The sequence below is a fragment of the Corallococcus exercitus genome (assembly GCF_042231735.1).
Lineage (GTDB): Bacteria > Myxococcota > Myxococcia > Myxococcales > Myxococcaceae > Corallococcus > Corallococcus exercitus_B.
Genome location: NZ_CP102577.1, coordinates 5,194,289 through 5,213,284, shown reverse-complemented (window position 1 = coordinate 5,213,284; position 18,996 = coordinate 5,194,289). Strand labels below are relative to the sequence as shown.

14 protein-coding genes are annotated in these 18,996 nt (G+C 69.7%); 12 read left to right on the top strand and 2 right to left on the bottom strand.

What is annotated here, in order from left to right; translation table 11 throughout:
- Positions 1 to 3: 3 nt before the first annotated feature.
- From NR792_RS20315 to NR792_RS20305, 3 genes are all read left to right on the top strand, one after another.
- Entirely contained in the window at positions 4 to 1,263 is a 1,260-nt protein-coding gene (locus NR792_RS20315) for an MFS transporter (protein WP_375754317.1), read from the top strand.
- Between the two features lie 43 nt (positions 1,264 to 1,306).
- Positions 1,307 to 2,539: a phenylacetate--CoA ligase family protein gene (locus tag NR792_RS20310; RefSeq protein WP_375754316.1), complete on the top strand. Its 1,233-nt coding sequence runs from the start codon at positions 1,307 to 1,309 to the stop codon at positions 2,537 to 2,539.
- Between the two features lie 199 nt (positions 2,540 to 2,738).
- A complete protein-coding gene (locus tag NR792_RS20305) occupies positions 2,739 to 4,676 on the top strand; it encodes a glycoside hydrolase family 15 protein (protein WP_375754315.1) in 1,938 nt (645 codons plus the stop codon).
- Between the two features lie 54 nt (positions 4,677 to 4,730).
- Here the strand turns inward: NR792_RS20305 and NR792_RS20300 are convergent, their stop codons facing one another.
- Both NR792_RS20300 and NR792_RS20295 read right to left on the bottom strand, forming a co-directional pair.
- Positions 4,731 to 4,994, bottom strand: a complete 264-nt coding sequence (locus NR792_RS20300; protein ID WP_375754314.1) for a hypothetical protein — start codon at positions 4,992 to 4,994, stop codon at positions 4,731 to 4,733.
- Between the two features lie 147 nt (positions 4,995 to 5,141).
- The gene (locus NR792_RS20295) at positions 5,142 to 6,011 is read right to left on the bottom strand and encodes a DMT family transporter (protein ID WP_375754313.1); all 870 of its coding nucleotides are present in this window, start codon (positions 6,009 to 6,011) and stop codon (positions 5,142 to 5,144) included.
- A 327-nt stretch (positions 6,012 to 6,338) separates the two neighbouring features.
- On the opposite strand from NR792_RS20295, the gene NR792_RS20290 reads away from it, so the two are divergent.
- From NR792_RS20290 to NR792_RS20250, 9 genes are all read left to right on the top strand, one after another.
- The gene (locus tag NR792_RS20290) at positions 6,339 to 6,914 is read left to right on the top strand and encodes a hypothetical protein (protein WP_375754312.1); all 576 of its coding nucleotides are present in this window, start codon (positions 6,339 to 6,341) and stop codon (positions 6,912 to 6,914) included.
- A 359-nt stretch (positions 6,915 to 7,273) separates the two neighbouring features.
- Entirely contained in the window at positions 7,274 to 8,041 is a 768-nt protein-coding gene (locus NR792_RS20285) for an SGNH/GDSL hydrolase family protein (protein ID WP_375754311.1), read from the top strand.
- 157 nt (positions 8,042 to 8,198) lie between these two features.
- Positions 8,199 to 9,710, top strand: a complete 1,512-nt coding sequence (locus tag NR792_RS20280; protein WP_375754310.1) for a hypothetical protein — start codon at positions 8,199 to 8,201, stop codon at positions 9,708 to 9,710.
- A gap of 21 nt (positions 9,711 to 9,731) precedes the next feature.
- A complete protein-coding gene (lanKC, locus tag NR792_RS20275; protein ID WP_375754309.1) occupies positions 9,732 to 12,344 on the top strand; it encodes a class III lanthionine synthetase LanKC in 2,613 nt (870 codons plus the stop codon).
- A 177-nt stretch (positions 12,345 to 12,521) separates the two neighbouring features.
- Positions 12,522 to 14,084 carry an ATP-binding protein gene (locus tag NR792_RS20270; RefSeq protein ID WP_375754308.1) on the top strand — a complete coding sequence of 521 codons (1,563 nt, stop codon included), beginning with the start codon at positions 12,522 to 12,524 and terminating at the stop codon, positions 14,082 to 14,084.
- On the top strand, positions 14,081 to 15,433 hold the full coding sequence (locus NR792_RS20265) for a sigma-54-dependent transcriptional regulator (protein ID WP_375754307.1): 1,353 nt from the start codon (positions 14,081 to 14,083) through the stop codon (positions 15,431 to 15,433). Before NR792_RS20270 ends, NR792_RS20265 begins: the two co-directional genes overlap by 4 nt.
- 178 nt (positions 15,434 to 15,611) lie before the next feature.
- Entirely contained in the window at positions 15,612 to 17,186 is a 1,575-nt protein-coding gene (locus NR792_RS20260) for a SulP family inorganic anion transporter (protein WP_375754306.1), read from the top strand.
- Positions 17,183 to 17,878 (top strand): carbonic anhydrase, encoded by a 696-nt coding sequence (locus NR792_RS20255; RefSeq protein WP_375754305.1) that lies wholly within the window; start codon positions 17,183 to 17,185, stop codon positions 17,876 to 17,878. Before NR792_RS20260 ends, NR792_RS20255 begins: the two co-directional genes overlap by 4 nt.
- A gap of 125 nt (positions 17,879 to 18,003) precedes the next feature.
- Positions 18,004 to 18,981: a hypothetical protein gene (locus NR792_RS20250; RefSeq protein ID WP_375754304.1), complete on the top strand. Its 978-nt coding sequence runs from the start codon at positions 18,004 to 18,006 to the stop codon at positions 18,979 to 18,981.
- Positions 18,982 to 18,996 lie beyond the last annotated feature (15 nt).

Here is an 18,996-nt window from a genome sequence, read left to right as displayed (position 1 = left end):
TTGATGGCCGGACACTTCAAGTTCAAGGACTCGCACAAGCTCCTCTCGGCGACGCTCCTCGCCAACATCGCCGATGGCATGCACACGTTGGCGCTCGGCAAGTACCTCTACGACAAGACGGGCGCGGTCGGCGCGTTCGCGCTCGTGTTGGGCTTCGAGTATGTCCTGGGGGTATTCACGCAAATCTACGCGGGGCCCATCGTAGACAAGATGTCGGCACGTCGCGTGAGCATGCTCGCCGGCATCTTCCGCGCGGCTGTGCTGGTGGTCATCGCGGCCCTGTCGGGCATGCAGAGCCAGGTCGTGCTGATCACCGGCCTTTCGATCCTGATCAAGATCAGCTCCCAGTTCTATCGCACGTCGACCTTCGCCATCGTGCCGGCGGTCGTGCCCAAGGAGGAACAGGCGGGGTTCTCCGCGCTGTTCATGACGCTCCTGCAGGTGGGCCAGCTCATTGGCGTGGGACTCGTGGGCGTCATGCTCATCAGGATGAGCACGGCGGCGGTGTTCGTCGCGGACGCACTGCTCTTCTGCGTAACGGCGGCGCTCTTCATCTCGCTCGGCGTGCCACGGCCCGCGCGTGGCACGGCCAAGGCCCTGGGGCTCGTCCAGGTGGTGCGTGACTGGTACCAGCTGGGCGTCACACTCTCGAAGAAGCGGGGGCTTCTCAGCCACATCCTGCTCTCGACGGGAGACCTCCCCGTCATGGCCTGCGTCAACCTCACCCTGGTGCCCATCGTCAACAGCCGCTTCGGCGGGAACTCGGTGTGGTTATCGGTTCTTGACGGCGCGTTCGCCGGCGGTGCGCTCTTCTCATTCCTTCTTTTGAAGACCTATCTGCGCGAGAAGTACCTCCCGCTCTTTCAAGCCCTTCAAGTTGCCTCGCTCGCGGTCGCGGCCTCCACCCAGGACTGGCGCATGGCGCTGGTGGCGTTCTTCGTACTCGGTGGGGTGATTGGCGCATCCACTGCCCTGCTCAACTCGAAGCTCTTTGGCCGCATGCCGGCCGAGCAGCGAGGGCGCATCTCAGGCTTTCGCTTTCTGGTCATCTCGCTCGTCACGGCGGGTTCCGTGTGGGCGACGTCGATAGGGCTCGGGGTCAGCGAGGCCGTGGGGCTGGGGGGCATCGCGGCGCTCGCCACGGTCTACCTCTCCATCACCCTCATGCTGCACCGTCGCAACTTCGACGGCGAGACGCTGCTGGGAGAACCCATCGCCGAGCCCGAGGTCCCCCCTGAACCCGCGAATCAACCGGCCGGGTGACCGGAACACACCCATACCCTCTCCGCCAACAATGGAAACAACAATGCATACTCTGCAAAGACTTCTCAAGACCGCGCGCAAGGCGCCTTACTATCGTGACGTCATCTCCGCGGGCAGTGCGGAGCGCGGTGCGCTGAGCGCGATCCCCATCACCACCCAGGCAGAGTACAAGAGGCTCTCGGCCACGGACCCGATGCTATTGCAGGCGGAGGTCGAACCTGGCGGGCTCGTCCTGCAAACGGGCGGCACCACGGGAGACCCCAAATACGCCATCTATTCGGGCAACGAGATGCGCCGCATGGTGCGTGCGGGCGTCGCGATGCTCCGAACGGTGGGCGTGAGGCCCGGCGACCAGGTGCTCAATTGCCTCGCGGCCGGGGAGCTCTACGGTGGGCTCATCACCCTGGAGCATGAGCTGCTCGCGGCGAATGCGCGCAGCCTTCCCGTGGGGAGTCATGTCTCTCCTGAGTTCTTCGTGCGTGTCGCGAGGCAGTTCAAGCCCAGGGCCATGTTCATCCAGCCCACCGCCTTCATGTCGACCCTGCGCAAAGCGCACGAGCTGGCGCCGGAGCTCAAGATTCCGCTCGTCCTCTATGGTGGCACGGGACTGGTACGTGAGGACGCGAGCTGGTTGCGCAAGGCCTTCGGCGTCGAGCGGTTCTCGTCCATCATGGCATCGGTGGATGCGCTGATGTACGGCGTGCAGTGCGAGCACTGCACGGGCACGGTCCATCATGTGATGGATGACTTCAACCATGTGGAGATTGTCGACGACGACGGCGGGCCATCGGGGCCGGGCGAGGTGGGGAGGATTGTCCTGACATCGCTCTACCGCACGTCGTTTCCACTCGTGCGCTACGACATCGGGGACCTCGGCCGTTGGGTGGAAGGCCCCTGCGCTTGTGGCCAGGAAGCGCGCAGGTTCGAGTTCGTGGGACGCGGCGGCGATTTCATGAAGCTCGCCCCGAGCGTGCACGTGTGGTTCCACGAACTCTGCGAGCCGCTCTACGCCGAGGGTGCGTCGGTCATCCAAGCGGTCTTGGAGGCAGAAGGGCACATCACGCACATGGTCCTCAACGTGGAGGCCGAGCGGCTGGAGCCCTCGCGGGCCCTGGAGGTGATGACCGCGCGGTTTCCCGCCATCCAACACGACATGCAGGCGGGCCAGCTGCGCGTCACCATCGCGCCGAAGAAGCCGGGGGAGATTCCGCGGAGTCATCGCACGGGGAAGCTCCCGAACGTCATCGACTACCGCACGCTGAAGGCGGCGGTCTGATTCACGGCTCGGGTGAATTCGTCGGTGTCGCGGGTTGAACCTGCATGCGCCGGCTGGAGCTGAGTGAGGGGCAGAGGAGCGAGCTGGAGCGGAGGCAGGGAGGGGCCCCCTGCGTGGGTGGGGTGCCGGGTGTGGCCGCCGCGGGGGTCGCTACTTTGAGGGCGGGAGGTCGCGCTCCTGTCCCGCGACACGCCTGCTCATGGACCTCTACAGCGCCGCCAGGCGGATGGCCCGCCCCTTCCGTTTCACCAACCCGGCGTCCTACCGGGAGGTCCCCCTCGCGGGCCGCGGGGTGATTGGCGATGGAAGCTCCTGTGCGCTCGTCCGTCCGGACGGCGTCATCGACTGGCTCTGCTTCCCCCGCTTCGACAGCCCGAGCGTCTTCGCGGGCATCCTCGATGACGAGAAGGGTGGCATCACCGGCATCACCCCCGTCGTGTGGCCCTTCGAGAGCCTGCAGCGCTACGACCCGGATACCAACGTCCTGGAGACGCTGTTCCGCTTCGAGCGCAAGGGGGCCATCCGCATCATCGACTACATGCCGTGGACCAACGACCCGCGCTCCACCGTCCACGAGGTGCACCGGCGCATCGAGTGCCTGGAAGGCCCGGTGGAGCTGAACGTCGTCTTCGACCCGCGCTTCGGTTACGGGGCGTCGCGGACGCGCGTGGAGCGGGAGGAGCACGGCCTGGTCGCCCGAGGGTCGGGAGGGGAGCGGCTGGTCGCCGTGCTCAGCGGGGAGGCGGAGTGGCGGCCCTGCGATGAGCTGCGCGGCCAGCCCTGCCGGGGAGACACGGGCCTCCAGACGCGCATCCGGATGGGGCCGGGCGAGCGGCGCTGGATGATCCTGTCATGGGACTCCGACCGGCCGGAGCCGCTGGCCGCGTACCGGCCCTTCGACCACCTGAGGGATACGCGCCAGGCCTGGCGCGAGTGGGCGCAACAGCTCCACTACGAAGGGCCGTGGCGGCACCACGTGCTGCGCTCCGCGCTGGCGCTGAAGCTGCTGATGTACGGCCCCACGGGCGCGATGGTGGCCGCGCCCACCACGTCGCTCCCCGAGTGGATTGGAGGGCCTCGCAACTGGGACTACCGCTTCAGCTGGGTCCGCGACTCCGCGATGGCGGTGCGCGCCACCAACCTCCTCGGCTTCCTGGGGGAGTCGCGCGAGTTCTTCTACTTCGTGCGCGACACGTTGCAGCGCGGTGACCCGCTCCAGGTGATGTACACGCTGGACGGTGCCTCCGTGCCGCCGGAGCGGGAGCTGGACCACCTGGCCGGCTTCCAGGGCTCGCGGCCGGTGCGGCTGGGGAACGATGCCAGGGACCAGTTCCAGTTCGACACCGCGGGCGCGCTGCTCGACGCGGCGTACCTCTACGAGCGCTCCGGCGGGCGGCTGCCGCTGCGCACCTGGAGGCTGCTCCGCTCGGTCATCCAGACCACCGCCCGCCGCTGGAGCGAGCCCGACCACGGCATCTGGGAGCCGCGCCGGGAGATGCGGCACAACGTCCACTCGAAGCTCATGGGGTGGCTGGCCCTGCGCCGGGGACAGCACCTGGCACGGCTCTTCGGGGAGACGGCCCTGGAGCAGTCCAGTGCCGCCCTGGCGGACGTCATCCGGGCGGACATCCTGCAGAACGGCGTGGATCCGGCGCGCAAGCACTTCGTCGGAGTCTACGGAGGCAACGAGCCGGACGCCGCGCTGCTGCTGCTGCCCATCGTGGGCTGCTTCCGGGGGACGGAGCCGTTCATCCTGAGGACGCTGGACTGGCTGCGCGCGGAGCTGGGCGCGGGCCCGTTCCTGCGCCGGTACCGGATGGATGACGGGGTAGGGGGGCCGGAGGGAGGCTTCATCCTCTGCGGCTTCTGGCTGGCGGAGGCGCTGGCGCTGGCCAATCGCATCCAGGAGGCCGAGGACGTCTTCGTCGCGCACGCGGAGGCGTCGAACCACCTGGGCCTGCTGGCGGAGGAGATCCACCCGCTGACGCGCGAGCAGCTGGGGAACTTCCCACAGGCCTTCAGCCACCTCGGCCTCATCAGCGCCGCCGCGCGCATCGACCGCGTGCTCCGGCTCCGGGACGAAGGAGAGTCAGAGCCCCCGCACCTCCTGGAGCCCGAGCCGCCAGCCATTGAGTGAGCCTGTTCCGCCTCTGACAGGAATTCCCCGTCAGAGGCGGTTGCCACAGGAACGTCAGTTGCTCAGGCAGACCCACTTGTTGGCGGGGATCTCCTGACAGAAGCACTCGCCAAAGGTGCCATTGGCCCACTGGCAGCCCGTCTCCGCGCCCGGAGTACAGCGGCGGGTCTGGAGCGTCTCACAGCTGCTGAGGAGCTCGGAGGACGCCTGAGCGGGCTGCTGCATCCCGCTCTCGGCACCGTCCGTCACTTCAGCGCCACCGCAGCCCATTCCGAAGATGGAGACGACGGCGAACATCGCGAACCCACGGAGAATCATGTGGCACTCCTTTTCGAGGTGAGACGCTGATGCAACAGCATACGAGAATGCGGGTCAAGGTTTGTCAGGGAATCATGATGCCATTGGAAAGCTGCGCGCGGAGCGGCCCCGATGTTTGGGATTGCGCGACAATTCCGCTGTCCCATGTCAGTAATTCGCCGGCGGCCGCTGCTTTGCATGGAGGCTCAGCAGGACGCCCGCGAGCAGCGCGGTGCCGCCCAGGAGCAGCCGCTGGGTGAGGGGCTCCGTGAGCAGCAGCACCGCGCCCACCGCCGCGATGACCGGGACGCACAGCTGCACCACCGCCGCGCGCGCGCTGCTCAGGTGGGGCAGCGCTGCGTACCAGAGGCTGTAGCCCACGCCCGAGGCGAGCGCGCCTGAGGTGACCGCGAGCAGCAGCCCCTTCGGCGACGGGTGGGGGGCCGCGTCCAGCGCGCGGGTGAGCACCACGAGTGCCAGGGCCAGCGGCACGCCGCGCACGAAGTTGCCGGCCGTCGCCGCGAGAGGATCCGTGCTCCCACGCCCCCGCAGGCTGTAGATGCCCCACGCCACGCCCGCCGCGGCCATGAGCCCCGCGCCGAGCGCATCCGGCGCGCTCGCTCCAGGAAGCGTGAGCCCCGCGAACCCCGCGAGCGCCACCGCGAGCCCCACCCACTCGAGCGCGCGCGGCCGCTCACCGCGCGCGAGCCCTGCCGTGAGCATGGTGAGCTGCACGCAGCCGAAGAGCAGCAGGGCGCCCACGCCCGCCCCGATGCGCACGTACGCGAAGCTGAAGCCGGCCGCGTATATGAAGAGCGCGAGCGCGGAGGCCCAGCTCCCGTGCCCCGGCGCCCCGCGGCCGCCCCGCCGGAGCCGCAGCAGCAGCGCGAGCACCAGCGCTCCCGACGCAAGCCTCACCAGCGTGAACGACCCCGCGTCGATGCTGCGCGCCGCGCCATCCGAGAGGGCCGCGCGGCACAGCAGCGAGTTCGCGGCGAAGCCCAGGAGGGCCAACAGGGTGAGGAGGGGAGTGCTCACGCCGCAAGGACATAGCGGGCCGGGTAACGCGCGTCACGTCCCCCGGGCAGCTGCTGATGCCCCTTCGTTCCGACAAGCCGAGCGCGGACATGCAATGCCTGGCCGCCCTCCCGCCGATAGACCCAGGGCGGGTCAATCACATCACACCCGGACGACCCTGGGGGAATCCCCTAGAGGCGCACTCCGGGCATGGGCAGTCAACCGGATGGAAAACCTTTGCATCTGCTGGAATTTTCAGAATTTCAAGACTCGATTTGATTTGCAGATAATCCCAATTTTAGAAAGGAATTGGCTCCGGCCAACACCAGACACCACAGGACAAGACCCATGACGAGCAACGTGAAGCGTTTCCTGGCCGCCTCCCTGCTGTCCCTCATGCCGTCGGTCGCGCTCGCCGAGCAGTACGGCGTCGAAGACCTCCTCTCCGCGCGCCACGACTACGTGAGCGTCGTTCAGGAGGAGACCTTCCAGCTTCCCTCGGGCCGCCTGGAAGGAAACCCGTCGCTGCGCCCGGCGACCACCATCAACGACTTCTACATCTCCAACTGGACCGGCGTGAACACCTTCGCCGGCTACTCCGTGACGGGCACGCCCAATCCGCTGCCGCCCTCCCCGCTGCCCCCCGTCGCGCCGCCCGCCTTCTCGGGCTATTTCCAGATGATCACCCCCCTGCTGACGCCGCTGACCCAGCTCTACTACTACACGACCAACCCGGCGGATCCGACCGGCGCCGCGAAGACGTGCCGCTGGATCCTGACGCTCACCGTCACCAACGGCGTCTGCTCGGGCACCATCAACCAGGCCGCCTTCGGCAACCAGGGCGCCCTCTGCTCGCTCAGCACGTCGCAGACCTTCGTCGACCCCATGACCTGCCAGGCCCAGGTCGTCACCGCCATCCAGTAATCTGAAAAGCGCTCGCCGCCAGCGCCCCTCTCATGGGGGGGCTGGCGGCGTCGCCATTGCGGGGGAGTACCGGCAGCCCGCCTCCGCTTCCGCTGGCTGAACATCACCGCCGTCCGCCGGGGCTTGTCCACCGTGCTGACGTGCGGTGGGTGGAGCTTCACCCCGTACGAGAAGGCGCGCACCGCGATGCGAGCGCAGTGCCCGGGAGCAACACCGCGAGCAGCCGGCGCACGCGAAGTGGCTTCAATTCTACATCCCTGCCTCGTTCCAGGAATGGCGGTATTCCATTGAAACAGGGTTGATTGCGATTCTGCATTTGATGGGATTCATGAGCAGGACTTCCTGGAGGGGGGCTTCTGATGCATCGGAGGATGAATCAGGTGTGGTGCGCGCTGGGCGTGGCGCTGCTGGCAATGCTCGGCTGCAGCGGTCCACTGGAAGAAGAGTCACTGGAGGGGGACTCGCCGGAGGAGGTGCGCACGGAGGCGGCGGGGGGCGTCGTGCTGTCGCCGAAGAAGGTGATGCCGCTGGGCGACTCCATCACCCAGGGGGCGGCAGGGTACGGCAGCTACCGGTGCCAGCTCTGGCGGAAGCTGATCCGGAGGGGCTACAGGGCGGACTTCGTGGGCACCCTGTCGACGGGCTACCTGGGGGAGAACACCTGCTCCTCGGCCTCGTTCGATCGCGACCATGAGGGCCACTGGAGCTGGCGGACGGATCAGGTGCTCGCGAACATCTCCAACTGGGCCGCGAGCACGCGTCCCGACCTGGTGCTCATCCACCTGGGCACCAACGACACGTACCATGACCAGACAGAGGACAGCACCGTGTCGGAGCTGGAGCAGATCATCGACCGGCTGCGCGTGGTGAACCCGCGGGTGAAGGTGTTCCTGGCCCAGGTCATCCCCACCGCGGGCGCCATGCTGGCGCTGAAGCTCCAGTCCCTCAACCAGCGCATGCCTTTGCTGGCCGCGGCCAAGAGCACGGAGGAGTCGCCTGTCTACGTGGTGGACCAGTGGACCGACTTCACCCCCTCCACGGACACGTATGACGGGGTCCATCCGAATCTCATCGGTGAGGAGAAGATGGCGGAGCGCTGGTACCAGGCCATCCGCGAGCACCTCTGAGGTCACCCGCCTCCGGGCGGGCCGGCGTTCGGAGCCCAGCGGGGACGGCCTGGGACGCTCAGCAATCTCAAGGGGGCGGAGGGCCGCTGGCAGGGGCCGACCGGGTGTTGCATGATATTTCCTACCGGCCCGGTCGTCTTGAGGTGACGAAGAACCCATGTTGACACCCGTTCTGACAACGATTGCTCACCTCGAATACATCGGTGCCCAGTTCGGGCTGGCCGGCTTGAGCCGGCAGCTGCGTCCTGAAGTCGGCGCGCTCTGTGAGGCGTGGCGGCAGTCGCAGCCCCCCATGGATCACCCGGCCGTCCAGATGACCCAGCTGCTGCAGGCCAACGGCTTCGGCACCAACGAAGCCCTGCAACTGGGGCTGCACCACGGGCCGTTCCCTGAGTTCAAGCAAGTCAATCCCTACCCGGACGCGCTGGTCGCGAAGGTCCCGGTGGATCCGCTGGCTCAGCCGCTGGGACTGCCGCGCGACCCCCAGGCGTTGCTGGCCGCCTATGCCTCGGCCCTGCGGGACCACTGGCGGCTCTCCGGGTTCGACACGGTCATGGGCGCCCTGCCAGCGCCCGAGCGCCCCTGGGCCGCCCACCTGCCCGGCGCCGATGCGGTGAGCTGGATGCAGCGCTATGCCGCCGTTCCGCTGCCGCAGCGGATTGATTTCGTGCCCCTCCGGTCGCTGCCGTGGGAAGAGCGGTATGCCGTCCGCGGCGGCCACGGCCCGGACGAGCACGTCCATCTCTTCTTTGGTGAGCCGCCCTCCGGCAACCGGCCGGAGCAGGTCGGCCACGAGCTGACCCGGGGGCTGCTGTACCACGTGCTGGGCGGCGCGGTGTCCCGGCGGATGGAGCCGCATCGGCAGGCGGTGAACGAGTCCGGTCAGCAGCTGTACCGGTTGGTGGAGTCCTGGGTCGACCCGAGCGTCCGCGGCACCCGCGACTGGTTCTCCCACGTGCGCCGCTTCACGATTTATGCCTTTGTCTCACGCCTGTTCGTCCAGCAGGGCATGGAGACTCCGCCCGCCCGCGATGATTGCCGGCTGGGAACGCCGTTCCAGCCCATCTATTGGTTCTACGCCCAGGTGGTCGCGGCCGAGCGCGACGGGGTGTGCGACGTGGGCGACGTGGTGGACCGGGTCGTGACCGGCCTCCAGGCGGACCCGGCGCGGCTGCTGGCCGAATGGGAGGAGCCGAGGCCCTTCCCCGGCTGCATGCGCAACTGCTTCATGCCCTACTGGATGCGCCGGAAGACCCTGGCGATCGTGCCCCGCTCGGGCATGACCACCAGTGAGGTGCAGCGGCTGGTGGCCACCCTCTGGGGGCGCAACTTCCCGGTGGTCCAGGCCGACCAGTGGTCCGCCCAGCGGCACGGCAACAGCAACCTGATCCTCTTCGGGCGCCCCGAGGAGTCGCCGCCGCTGGCGGAGTGGTTCGAGCGCAATGGCCGGCAGCCGGCCGGCGACACGCAGCTCTCGCTGGAGGAGCATCTGCGCCGAGGGCACCAGGTGCTGGCCGCCAGCGCCAGCCCCTGGGAGCGCAACGCCTGGGTCTACGTCCATGCCAGCGCGGAGCCAGCGGCCATTTCGCCCTACCGGCAGGCCGCCTGGACCATGCACCAGTTCGTCGCCCTGGACGGCGGACAGGCCGTGGGCCGGGGCACGCTGTAACACCAACAGGAGGCCACAACCTTGGGCAGTCCCGCTGCATTCGACCTGAGTGTCCCCGGCGATGCGTTGCTGCGCGTCGTCCGTGCCGTCCTGCCCCCGACCTGGCCCATCCGCCAGGATGACCTCTGGTACCTGTCGGAGCCGCCCGGAGTCCGGCTGCCCCGGCAGGGCTGGGTGGTCGAGCTCTCGGCGACTCCCAGCAACTGTGAAGCCATCCTGCACCGCACGGCCACGCTCTGCGGGGAGCTCGGCGTGGCGCTCCAGTTCCCCCTGGACCGCCAGGTGGTCACGCGGGTCACCGGGCAGGCCTGGCCGAGGGAGTCGGGCGGCCGGGTGATCAGCCTCTACCCGGTGGACGACGCGCGGTTCCACCAGGTCCTCGAGCGCCTCCACACCGCCCTGCGGGAGTTCGACGGGCCGTACATCCTGTCAGGCAAGCGGTTCCGGGACTCGAAGGTCGTGCACTACCGGTACGGCGGCTTTCCCGGACCCGGGGTGTCCGTGCTGCGCGTGACCGGCGAGCGACAGCCCATGCTCGAGGCACCCGACGGCACGCTCGTGCCGGATGAGCGCGCCCCCCTGTGGAGCCCGCCGCCCTGGCTCTCCGACCCGTTTCCGGACAAGGCCGTGCCCGACGAGGAGTCAGACGGCATCAGCCTCAACAAGGGCCGTTATCTGATCCGGTCGGTCATGCGGTCGGCGGTGTCCGGCGGCGTCTATGTCGGACTCGACCGTGAGACCGAGGCGGCCGTGACCATCAAGGAGGCCCGGCCGCATGCGGGCCTCGACGCGGACGGGCTGGACGCGGTCGAGCGCCTGAAGCGGCAGTACCGGCTCCTGCAGGAGCTTCAGGACACGGGCTTCACGCCCGCCCCCCTCGACCTCTTCTGGGAATGGGAGCACCTGTTCCTGGTCGAAGAGCGGATCCGCGGGCTCTCGCTGGAGGAGTACGCGGCGGCGTCGAACCCGCTGGTGCGAGGGCAGGGGCCCCGTGCCAGGCAGGAGGCGTTCGCGGCGAAGTTCCGCAAGATCGCCTCCAACCTCGCGACAGGGCTCGACGAGATGCACGCCCGCGGGTTCGTGCTGGGGCCGGTCACGGTGGAGGACGTGGTGGTGACCGACCTGGACGCCGACTGGGTGCGGGTGTGGAACCTGGACACGGCCCGGGAGGCGGGTGGGGGGCGGGCCCCCGCGGATGACCTGCATGTGCTGGGGACGCTGCTGGCCGATACGCTCTGGCCGCGGAGCGGCGCCCTGACGCGGCTCGACCCGTCACGGGCCCAGCCCTTCCTGGCCCTGGGCGCTGACGGCATCGGCCTGGGCGACGCGCTGGAACACACGATTCTGCGCTGCCTGGACCCCGACCCCGCCCAGCGACCCACGGCCGCCGAGGTGCTCCAGGTGCTGGGCCAGCGCGCCGGTGCGGGCCTGGCGGGCGCTCAGCCTCGGCCCCCTGTCGAGCCCCAGCCCACGCAGCCTGACGCGCTCCAGGGCACGCTCCAGGCCGCCATCACGGCGCTGCGGGCCAGCGCCGACCCGCGCCCCCCGGACCGGCTGCTTCCGGCGGATTCGCCCATCCTCGCGGCCCACCCGCTCAGCCTGGCGTACGGTGCCGCGGGCATCGGGTATGCCCTGGCCCGCCTGACGGGCTCGGCGCCCGGGGCCATCACCGTACGGATGCTCTCGGAGCCCGCCGCACCGGACCGGTACCCGCCTGGCCTCTACGTGGGGTCCGCCGGGGTGGCGTGGGCACTCTGGGAGATGGGGTTGGGGGAGGTCGCCCTCCAGACCCTCCGTTCCGCCCGGAACCACCCGCTGCTCCGGGACGCGGCCGACGTGTTCCACGGGGCCGCCGGGTACGGGCTGGCGTGCCTGCGCTTCCACGGGCTCACCGGGAGCCAGGAGTGGCTGGACGATGCCGTCTCCGTGGGCGAGCAGCTGCTGCGCACGCGGATTGAAAAGGGTGCCGGCGTCTACTGGCCCGACCGGGATGGGGCCGTGGGGCTCGGCTATGCGAAGGGCGCCGCGGGCATCGGGCTCTTCCTGCTCTACCTGAGCCTGGCCACTGGCGACAGCCGGTTCCTCAAGACCGGCACGGCGGCCCTGGACCACGACCTGACCCATCTGTGGGACGAGCCCGGCACCCATCTGGCCATGATGCGCCGGCCGGCCGGCGCGGGCGGTGCGCCGGAGTCGTGCCCGGACTGGTATGAGGGGACGGCCGGGGTGGGCACCGCGCTGGTGCGCTTCTGGCACGTCACGCGGGACGAGCGGTACCGCGGCCTGCTGGAGCGCATTGCCCCGGATGCGGCCCGGACCTATGCCGCCACTCCCGGGCTGTTTCATGGCATGGCGGGCCTGGGCAACTTCCTGCTGGACCTGTATCGGTTCACCGGCCAGTCCAGCTACCTGCAGCAGGCGCGGCACGCAGGCCAGCTGACCGCGCTGTTCGGCGTGAAGCAGGGGGCCGGCGTCGCCTTCCCCGGGAAGGACGTCACGCGGCTCACCCTGGACTTCGGCACCGGAACGGCAGGCGTCGCCCTGTTCCTCCATCGCCTGGCGCATGCCGACGAGCGCCGCGACAACTTCAACCTCCTGCCAGACACCCTCCTCGCCGGGCAGCCGGGGGCATGACGCTCAAGCGATTCCTCTCGCGGCCTCCATGAGCGACTGCTGTGCGGGTCGAAATGTGTTGATGATGGGCGCATGTCGTCGCCTCAGGCCCATCCCACCCTGACGTCTCTCGTGCCCCCACCGGGCGAGCTGCTTCGCACGCAGAGAAAAGCGGGCCGGTCCGCCGTGGTCGGTCTGATGCTCCTCTGGGGCGCCGCCTTCGTGAGCCCCTTCCTGGCCTACCGGGAGGACGTGAAGGCGGCGGAGGGCGAGCTGCTCGTTCACCTGTCGGACCGCGCGGGCCTCCAGGCCCAGGCACTGGGCGCGCACCTCGGACTGCTGCGCTCGGAGCTGCAGCGGCTCGCGGAGCACCCGGCGCTCAAGCCCGAGGATGGCGCCGCGGCACCCGAGGTCGCGCTGCTCGAGAATGCCTTTGGCCACACCTCGCTCTTCTCCGGAGGCGTCGCGCTGGTGTCGTTGAGCGGCGAGCGCATGTGGAGCGACCCGGTGGACATGCCGCTCGGGCGCACTCCGCTCCCCTCGCGCCTGTGGTTCCGGCGGATGGTGACGGAGCGGGTGGCTTCGGTCGGACTGCTGGACGAGGAAGGCGGAGGGCTCGTCGCGGTCGCGGTCCCCATCGTGCGCGACGAGCGTGTCGTGGGCCTTCTCCTGGGCGAGCTCGCGACGGCGAACGAGCTGCTGCCCACCCCTCGCGGGAAGAGCGAGTCCATGGTCGCCCTGCTCGGCGAGCGCGGCCGGCTCCTCCTCCCGGCAATGCCCCCGCCACTGCTGCGCCAGCCGGAGCTCGCCACCCACCTTCGCCCGCTGGTGGACGCTCCCGGGCCCGTGACGCTCGGAAGCACGCGGCTCCTCGGCGCGGCGGCGCTCGTCCCCGGAACCGGCATGCTGCTGGCCGTGCTCGAGGACGAGGCGCAGGACCGCGCGGTCCTCAAGAACCGCTACCTCGGCCAGCTCGGCTTCCACACCGCGCTGCTCGGCGGAGTGCTCCTCCTCTTCACGGTGCTGCTGCGCCGCTCCTACCGTTCGCTGGTGGCGGCCGAAGAACAACTGCGGCGCCAGGAGACGATGGCGGCGCTCGGCACGGCCTCCTCGCTCATCGCCCACGAGGTGAAGAACGCGCTCAACAGCATGCAGGCCGCGCTCAGCATGATCCGCGCGAAGGGAGGGGAGACGACCTTGCCCGTCCAGGCGCTGCGCTCCCAGGCGGACCGGCTGGGCCACCTTGCCCGCTCATTGCTGAGCTTTGCTTCCCCCCAGTCCACGCAGCGGCGCAGCTGCGAGATGCACCTGCTCGTCCAGGACGCGCTGCAGGCCGTGAAGCTCCTGCCGGAAGCCGCGGACGTCACCATCGAGACCACGCTCCAGGAGGGGCTCTTCGTGAAGGGGGACCCGACGCTGCTGGTCTCCGCTGTCGACAACCTCATGCGCAACGCCGTCGAGGCCGGCGCCGTGGCCCATGACACGGGCCAGCAGCCCACGCCCCGCGTCGAGGTCCGGCTGCTGCGCGCGGGCGCGGAGGTGGTGCTCGTCGTGGAGGACAACGCGGGCGGCGTGCCCCCGGCCTTCGAGCCACGGCTCTGGGAGCCCTTCGCGGTGGGCCGGTCGAGGGGGATCGGGCTCGGGCTTCCGATGGTGCGCACGGCCATCCGTGCGCATGATGGAGGAAGCGTCTCCTACACCCGCGTGCCCGGAGGCAGCCGCTTCACGGTTCGCCTTCCACTTGAGAAAATGGCTTCATGAGCACCTCCCTGCTGCTCGTCGATGACGACAGGACCTTCTCCTCGCTCGCGGCCTCCATGCTGAGCCAGGAAGGTTTTCGCGTCCGGGTTGCTCGCTCGCTGCACGAGACCCGCGCCGCGCTCGCCGCGGAGGCGCCGGACCTCGTCGTGCTGGACAGGCGGCTGCCGGACGGAGATGGGCTCGTCTTCCTGCCCGAGCTGCGTGCCCAGCTTCCGGCGACGGTCGTGCTGATGGTGACCGCGCACGGCGACATCGAGAGCGCCGTCGAGGCCATCCGGGCGGGGGCTCGCGACTACCTGAGCAAGCCGGTCGAGATTGACGACCTGGTGATGCGCGCGCGCCGCGCGGCCAGCGACCTGCAGCTCCAGGAACGGCTGCGCCAGGCCGAGAGCGTCCTCGAAGGACAGCATCGGATGGCGGAGTCCCGCTCGCCGGCGATGCAGCGAACGCTGGCGATGCTGGAGCGCATCGCCACCACTCCGCGCAGTCCCGTCCTGCTGCTCGGGGAGACCGGGACCGGGAAGGCGGTGCTCGCCCGCCATCTCCACGCCCTGCGCCAGAAGCAGGGGGCCTTCGTGCAGATCAACTGCGCCGCGCTTCCGGACACGATGATGGAGAGCGAGCTCTTCGGACACGAGCGCGGCGCCTTCACGGATGCGAAGACGGCGAGGCGCGGGCTCGTGGAGCTCGCGAGCGATGGGCTCCTCTTCCTCGACGAGGTGGGGGAGCTGCCGCTCGCGCTCCAGGCGAAGCTGCTCACGTTCCTGGACAAGGGGGCCTTCCGGCGGCTCGGTGGCACGACGGAGCTCACGAGCACCGCCCGCATCGTGGCGGCCACCAACAAGGACCTCGAAGCGGAGGTCGCCGCCGGGCGCTTTCGCGAGGACCTCCTCTTCCGGCTCAGCGTGTTCCGGGTGGACGTGCCCCCCTTGCGCGAGCGTCGCGAGGACGTGCTGCCGCTCGCACGGACGCTCGTGCTGGAGCTCTGCTCGGAGCTCGGCCGGCGCCCGGTTCCCTTCTCTCCCGCCGCGGAGGAGCGCCTGCTGAGCTACCCGTTCCCCGGCAATGTGCGGGAGCTGCGCAACGTGCTCGAGCGAGCGCTCGTGCTCGAGGTCGGCCCCGCGCTCGAGCTGCAGTCGCTCGCCAGGGGAGGCGGCTCACCGGCCCCGGTGGACCCCAACGCCTTCTCCGTGGCGGGCCCACCCCGGCCGCTCGATGAGGTGGAGCGGCTCTATGTCCGCCACGTGCTGGAGCAGCTCGGAGGCAGGCGCATGGAGGCGGCCCGCGCACTGGGCCTGTCCTACCCGACCTTCCTCCGCCGCCTGGAGGAGAACTCCCCCTCGGAGTGACGGACTTAAAAAGTCTTTCATCGCTTGAGGCGCGGGCTTCAAATTTCTTTCATCCCCCGGTTCTGACGGGCCACGCCCCAGGAGGAAAGGCCCCGGAACGGTCCGGCACGACGCTTGCGTAGGCCCCTGTCACTTCGAGCCCTTTTGCGGTTCGGCAGATGACAGGAGAGCTCAAGCAATGAATTCGGGTGGAAAAGCAGCGGAGGAGAGGCCCTCGCTGAAGGCGATCCTCGCCTCGGACTTGCCGGCTTCGCTGGTGGTGTTCCTGGTGGCGCTGCCCCTCTGTATGGGCATCGCGCTCGCCTCCGGAGCGCCCATCATGGCGGGCCTCATCGCGGGCGTCGTGGGCGGCATCGTGGTGGGCCTGCTGGGCGGCGTGCCGCTGCTCGTGAGCGGCCCCGCGGCGGGCCTCGCGGTCATGGTGTTTGGCTTCATCCAGCAGCTGGGCTTCGCCGTGACGTGCGCGGCGGTGGCGGCGGCGGGGCTGGTGCAGGTGGCGCTCGGCGGGCTGAAGGTGGCGCGCTCGGCGCTCGCCATCTCGCCGGCGGTGATCCACGGGATGCTCGCGGGCATCGGCATCCTCATCGTGCTGGGGCAGGTCCACATCGTCCTGGGCGGCTCTCCGCAGAGCAATGCCTGGAACAACCTGCGGGAGCTGCCCGGGCAGATCCTCGACCTTCATGGGCCGGCCACGCTGCTGGGGCTCCTCACGCTGGGCATCCTCATCGCGTGGCAGTTCCTGCCGAACGGGCGGCTGAAGAAGGTCCCGGGGCCGCTGGTGGCGGTCGTGGGTGGGACCGCGGTCGCGGCGGTGATGAACGCGAACGTGGCCCGGGTGCAGCTGGCGGCGGATGCGCTGTCCGCCATCAAGCTGCCTTCCCTTCCTGAATCGTCCATGTGGGGCGCCTTCATCGTGGCCGTGCTGTCCCTCGCGCTCGTGGCGAGCGCCGAGTCGCTCCTGAGCGCGGTGGCGACCGACAAGCTCCACACGGGCCCGCGGGCGAACCTCGACCGCGAGCTGCTCGCGCAGGGCGTGGCGAACACCCTCTCCGGTCTGGTCGGCGGTCTGCCCATCACCGGCGTCATCGTGCGCAGCGCGGCGAACATCAACGCCGGCGCGAAGACGCGCTGGTCGGCGGTGCTTCATGCCGTGTGGATGCTCGCCTTCATCACCCTGCTGGGGAGCCTCGCGTCCTACGTGCCGCTGACGGTGCTCGCCGGCCTGCTCGTGCACGTGGGCCTGAAGCTCGTGAACCTCGCCCACATCCGGGAGCTCCGGCACCGCGGCGAGCTGCCGGTCTACCTCATCACCGTGGCTGGCGTCGTGGGCATCAACCTGCTCGCGGGCATCGGTCTGGGGCTCGGCGCGGCCATCCTCCGGCTCCTGTGGCAGCTGGGCCAGGTGCGCGTGGAGACCCGCGACGTCAACGGCGTCCAGCAGGTCTGCATCAGCGGAGCGCTGACGTTCGTCGGGGTGCCGAAGCTGTCGACGGCGCTCGCGCGGATTCCGTCGGGCTCCAGGGTGGAGGTCGACGTGGCGGTGAACACGCTCGACCACTCCGGCTTCGAGGCACTCGAGAGCTGGGCTGACACGCATCGCAAGACGGGCGGCACCGTGACCATGGAGCCGCTCGAGGACGTCTGGAGCCGGCGCAGCTCGCGTGCGGCTCACGCCACGGGGCCTACCGCGGCGCTCTCTCCTTCCTCCCCTGTCCATCACACTTCGTCTCTCGCTTCCGGAGGTGCTCAGTGAAGAAGCTCATCAGAGGTCTGCTCGATTTCCAGCGTCACACCCTGCCCTCGTACCGGGCGACCTTCGCGAGGCTCGCGAAGGGGCAATCCCCTGACTGCCTCTTCATCAGCTGCTCGGACAGCCGCGTGGTGCCGAACCTGCTCGTCTCCACGGACCCCGGTGACCTCTTCACCGTGCGCAACGTGGGCAACCTCGTGCCGCCCGCGGCGGGCGACGGACAGTCCACGGCGGACCGCTCGGAGGCGGCGGCGATCGAGTTCTCCCTGGGCTTCCTGCCCATCGAGGACGTCGTGGTCTGCGGACACTCGAGCTGCGGCGCGATGAAGGCCATCCTGGCCGGCGGCGCCGTGAACGGCTCGCCGAACCTGGAGCAGTGGCTCGCGCACGGAACGCCCTCGCTCAAGGCGCTGCGGGAGAACACCCAGGTGGGCGCGGGGCTGCCGGATGCGGACCGCCTCTCCCAGCTGAACGTCCTCGAGCAGCTCGAGCACCTGAAGACCTACCCCATCGTGCGCGACCGGCTCGCGGCGGGGACGCTGCGGCTGCACGGCTGGTGGTTCGACATCGGGGCGGCGCAGGTTCACGCCTACCGGGCGGACCTCGGCCGCTTCGTTCCCATCGACGAGACCGAGGGCGACCGGCTCCTGACGGAGCTGACGCCAGAGCAGCCCACTCTGCGCGCCGTCCAGTAAGGACGCATGGAGCCTCGGCGATCCCGCGTCCAGCGTGGATCGCCGGGGCTTTGCTTCATCAGGCCCGGAGCGCGAGCGCCCGGGTGGTTTGACCGGGGCGGAGCGCGCTCCCTACGCTGCCCCGCGTGGCCTTCAACGCCGATCGGCTCCTCCAGCACCGCGTCTACCTCTTCCAGGGGCCCTTGCAGGAGCTGCTCCGGGACCTGGAGGGCCTGAAGAACCTGGGCCAGCTCCACCGCGTCCGCTCCCGTGCCCGTCGCGTGCAGGGCCGGTGGCTGCTGCTCGGCTGTGTCTCCCTTGCGTTCCTCCTGTCGTCCCTCTTGTCCCGGTCCGAGGTGCTGGCGGAGCACGTGGGGAACGGCCCGCTCATCACGCTGGGGCTGGTGGGGGTCGCGCTGTGGCTCGTCCAGAGCCTCCGCGGCTTCTGGCTGCTCCTGTGGAAGGACAGCCTGCAGGAGCGCCGCTCCGACCTGGCGATCGTGCTCGTCCACCGCCTCCTGGTGGACCTGGATCCCCGCGCGCCCGTGGGCCTGCGGCTGGTCCTTGATGACGCCGACCGGGAGCCGAAGCGCGTGCGCGAGCGGAAGCAGGGACGCTGGACCGTGGAGGACTACGTCGATCCGTGGCTGGCGTTCCAGGGCCGGCTCCGGGATGGCACGCGCCTGCGCCTGACCGCGGTGGAGCGGGTGCGCAAGCTGTTCCGCTGGAAGGAGAGCAAGAACGGGCTGAAGCTGAAGCCGAGGAGCCGGGTGCGGTCCTGCTCCACGCGGCTGCGGGTGAGGTTGCGCGTGAAGCCGAAGCGCTATCCCGGACTCAAGCCGCTGAAGGACGCGGTGCGGCTGCCCCCGGACGTGACGCTGGAGCGGCTGCGCATCTCCCAGGACCGGTTGGACCTGCGCGTCGTGATGGAGGGCGAGCACTGGGTGGCTCGGGCTCCTCCCGCGGGGACCCCGGCCCCCGCGCCGCGGGGCATGGCCTGGCCGCCGCGCGAAATGACAGGCCCCAGGACCGATGCGTCCCGCGTGGTGACGATGATGCTGCTGAGCCTCTACCAGACGCTGGGCGCCGCGCGAGCGCGCGGGAAGGCACGGCGGAGCGCCTGACGCGGGAGGAAGCGG

What these genes read in the sequence shown, in the direction of transcription:
- NR792_RS20315 (WP_375754317.1), top strand. Translation starts at nt 4, where the DNA reads ATGGCCGGACACTTCAAGTTCAAGGACTCGCACAAGCTCCTCTCGGCG.
- NR792_RS20310 (WP_375754316.1), top strand. Translation starts at nt 1,307, where the DNA reads ATGCATACTCTGCAAAGACTTCTCAAGACCGCGCGCAAGGCGCCTTAC.
- NR792_RS20305 (WP_375754315.1), top strand. Translation starts at nt 2,739, where the DNA reads ATGGACCTCTACAGCGCCGCCAGGCGGATGGCCCGCCCCTTCCGTTTC.
- NR792_RS20300 (WP_375754314.1), bottom strand. Translation starts at nt 4,994, where the DNA reads ATGATTCTCCGTGGGTTCGCGATGTTCGCCGTCGTCTCCATCTTCGGA.
- NR792_RS20290 (WP_375754312.1), top strand. Translation starts at nt 6,339, where the DNA reads ATGACGAGCAACGTGAAGCGTTTCCTGGCCGCCTCCCTGCTGTCCCTC.
- NR792_RS20285 (WP_375754311.1), top strand. Translation starts at nt 7,274, where the DNA reads ATGCATCGGAGGATGAATCAGGTGTGGTGCGCGCTGGGCGTGGCGCTG.
- NR792_RS20280 (WP_375754310.1), top strand. Translation starts at nt 8,199, where the DNA reads ATGTTGACACCCGTTCTGACAACGATTGCTCACCTCGAATACATCGGT.
- NR792_RS20270 (WP_375754308.1), top strand. Translation starts at nt 12,522, where the DNA reads ATGCTCCTCTGGGGCGCCGCCTTCGTGAGCCCCTTCCTGGCCTACCGG.
- NR792_RS20265 (WP_375754307.1), top strand. Translation starts at nt 14,081, where the DNA reads ATGAGCACCTCCCTGCTGCTCGTCGATGACGACAGGACCTTCTCCTCG.
- NR792_RS20260 (WP_375754306.1), top strand. Translation starts at nt 15,612, where the DNA reads ATGAATTCGGGTGGAAAAGCAGCGGAGGAGAGGCCCTCGCTGAAGGCG.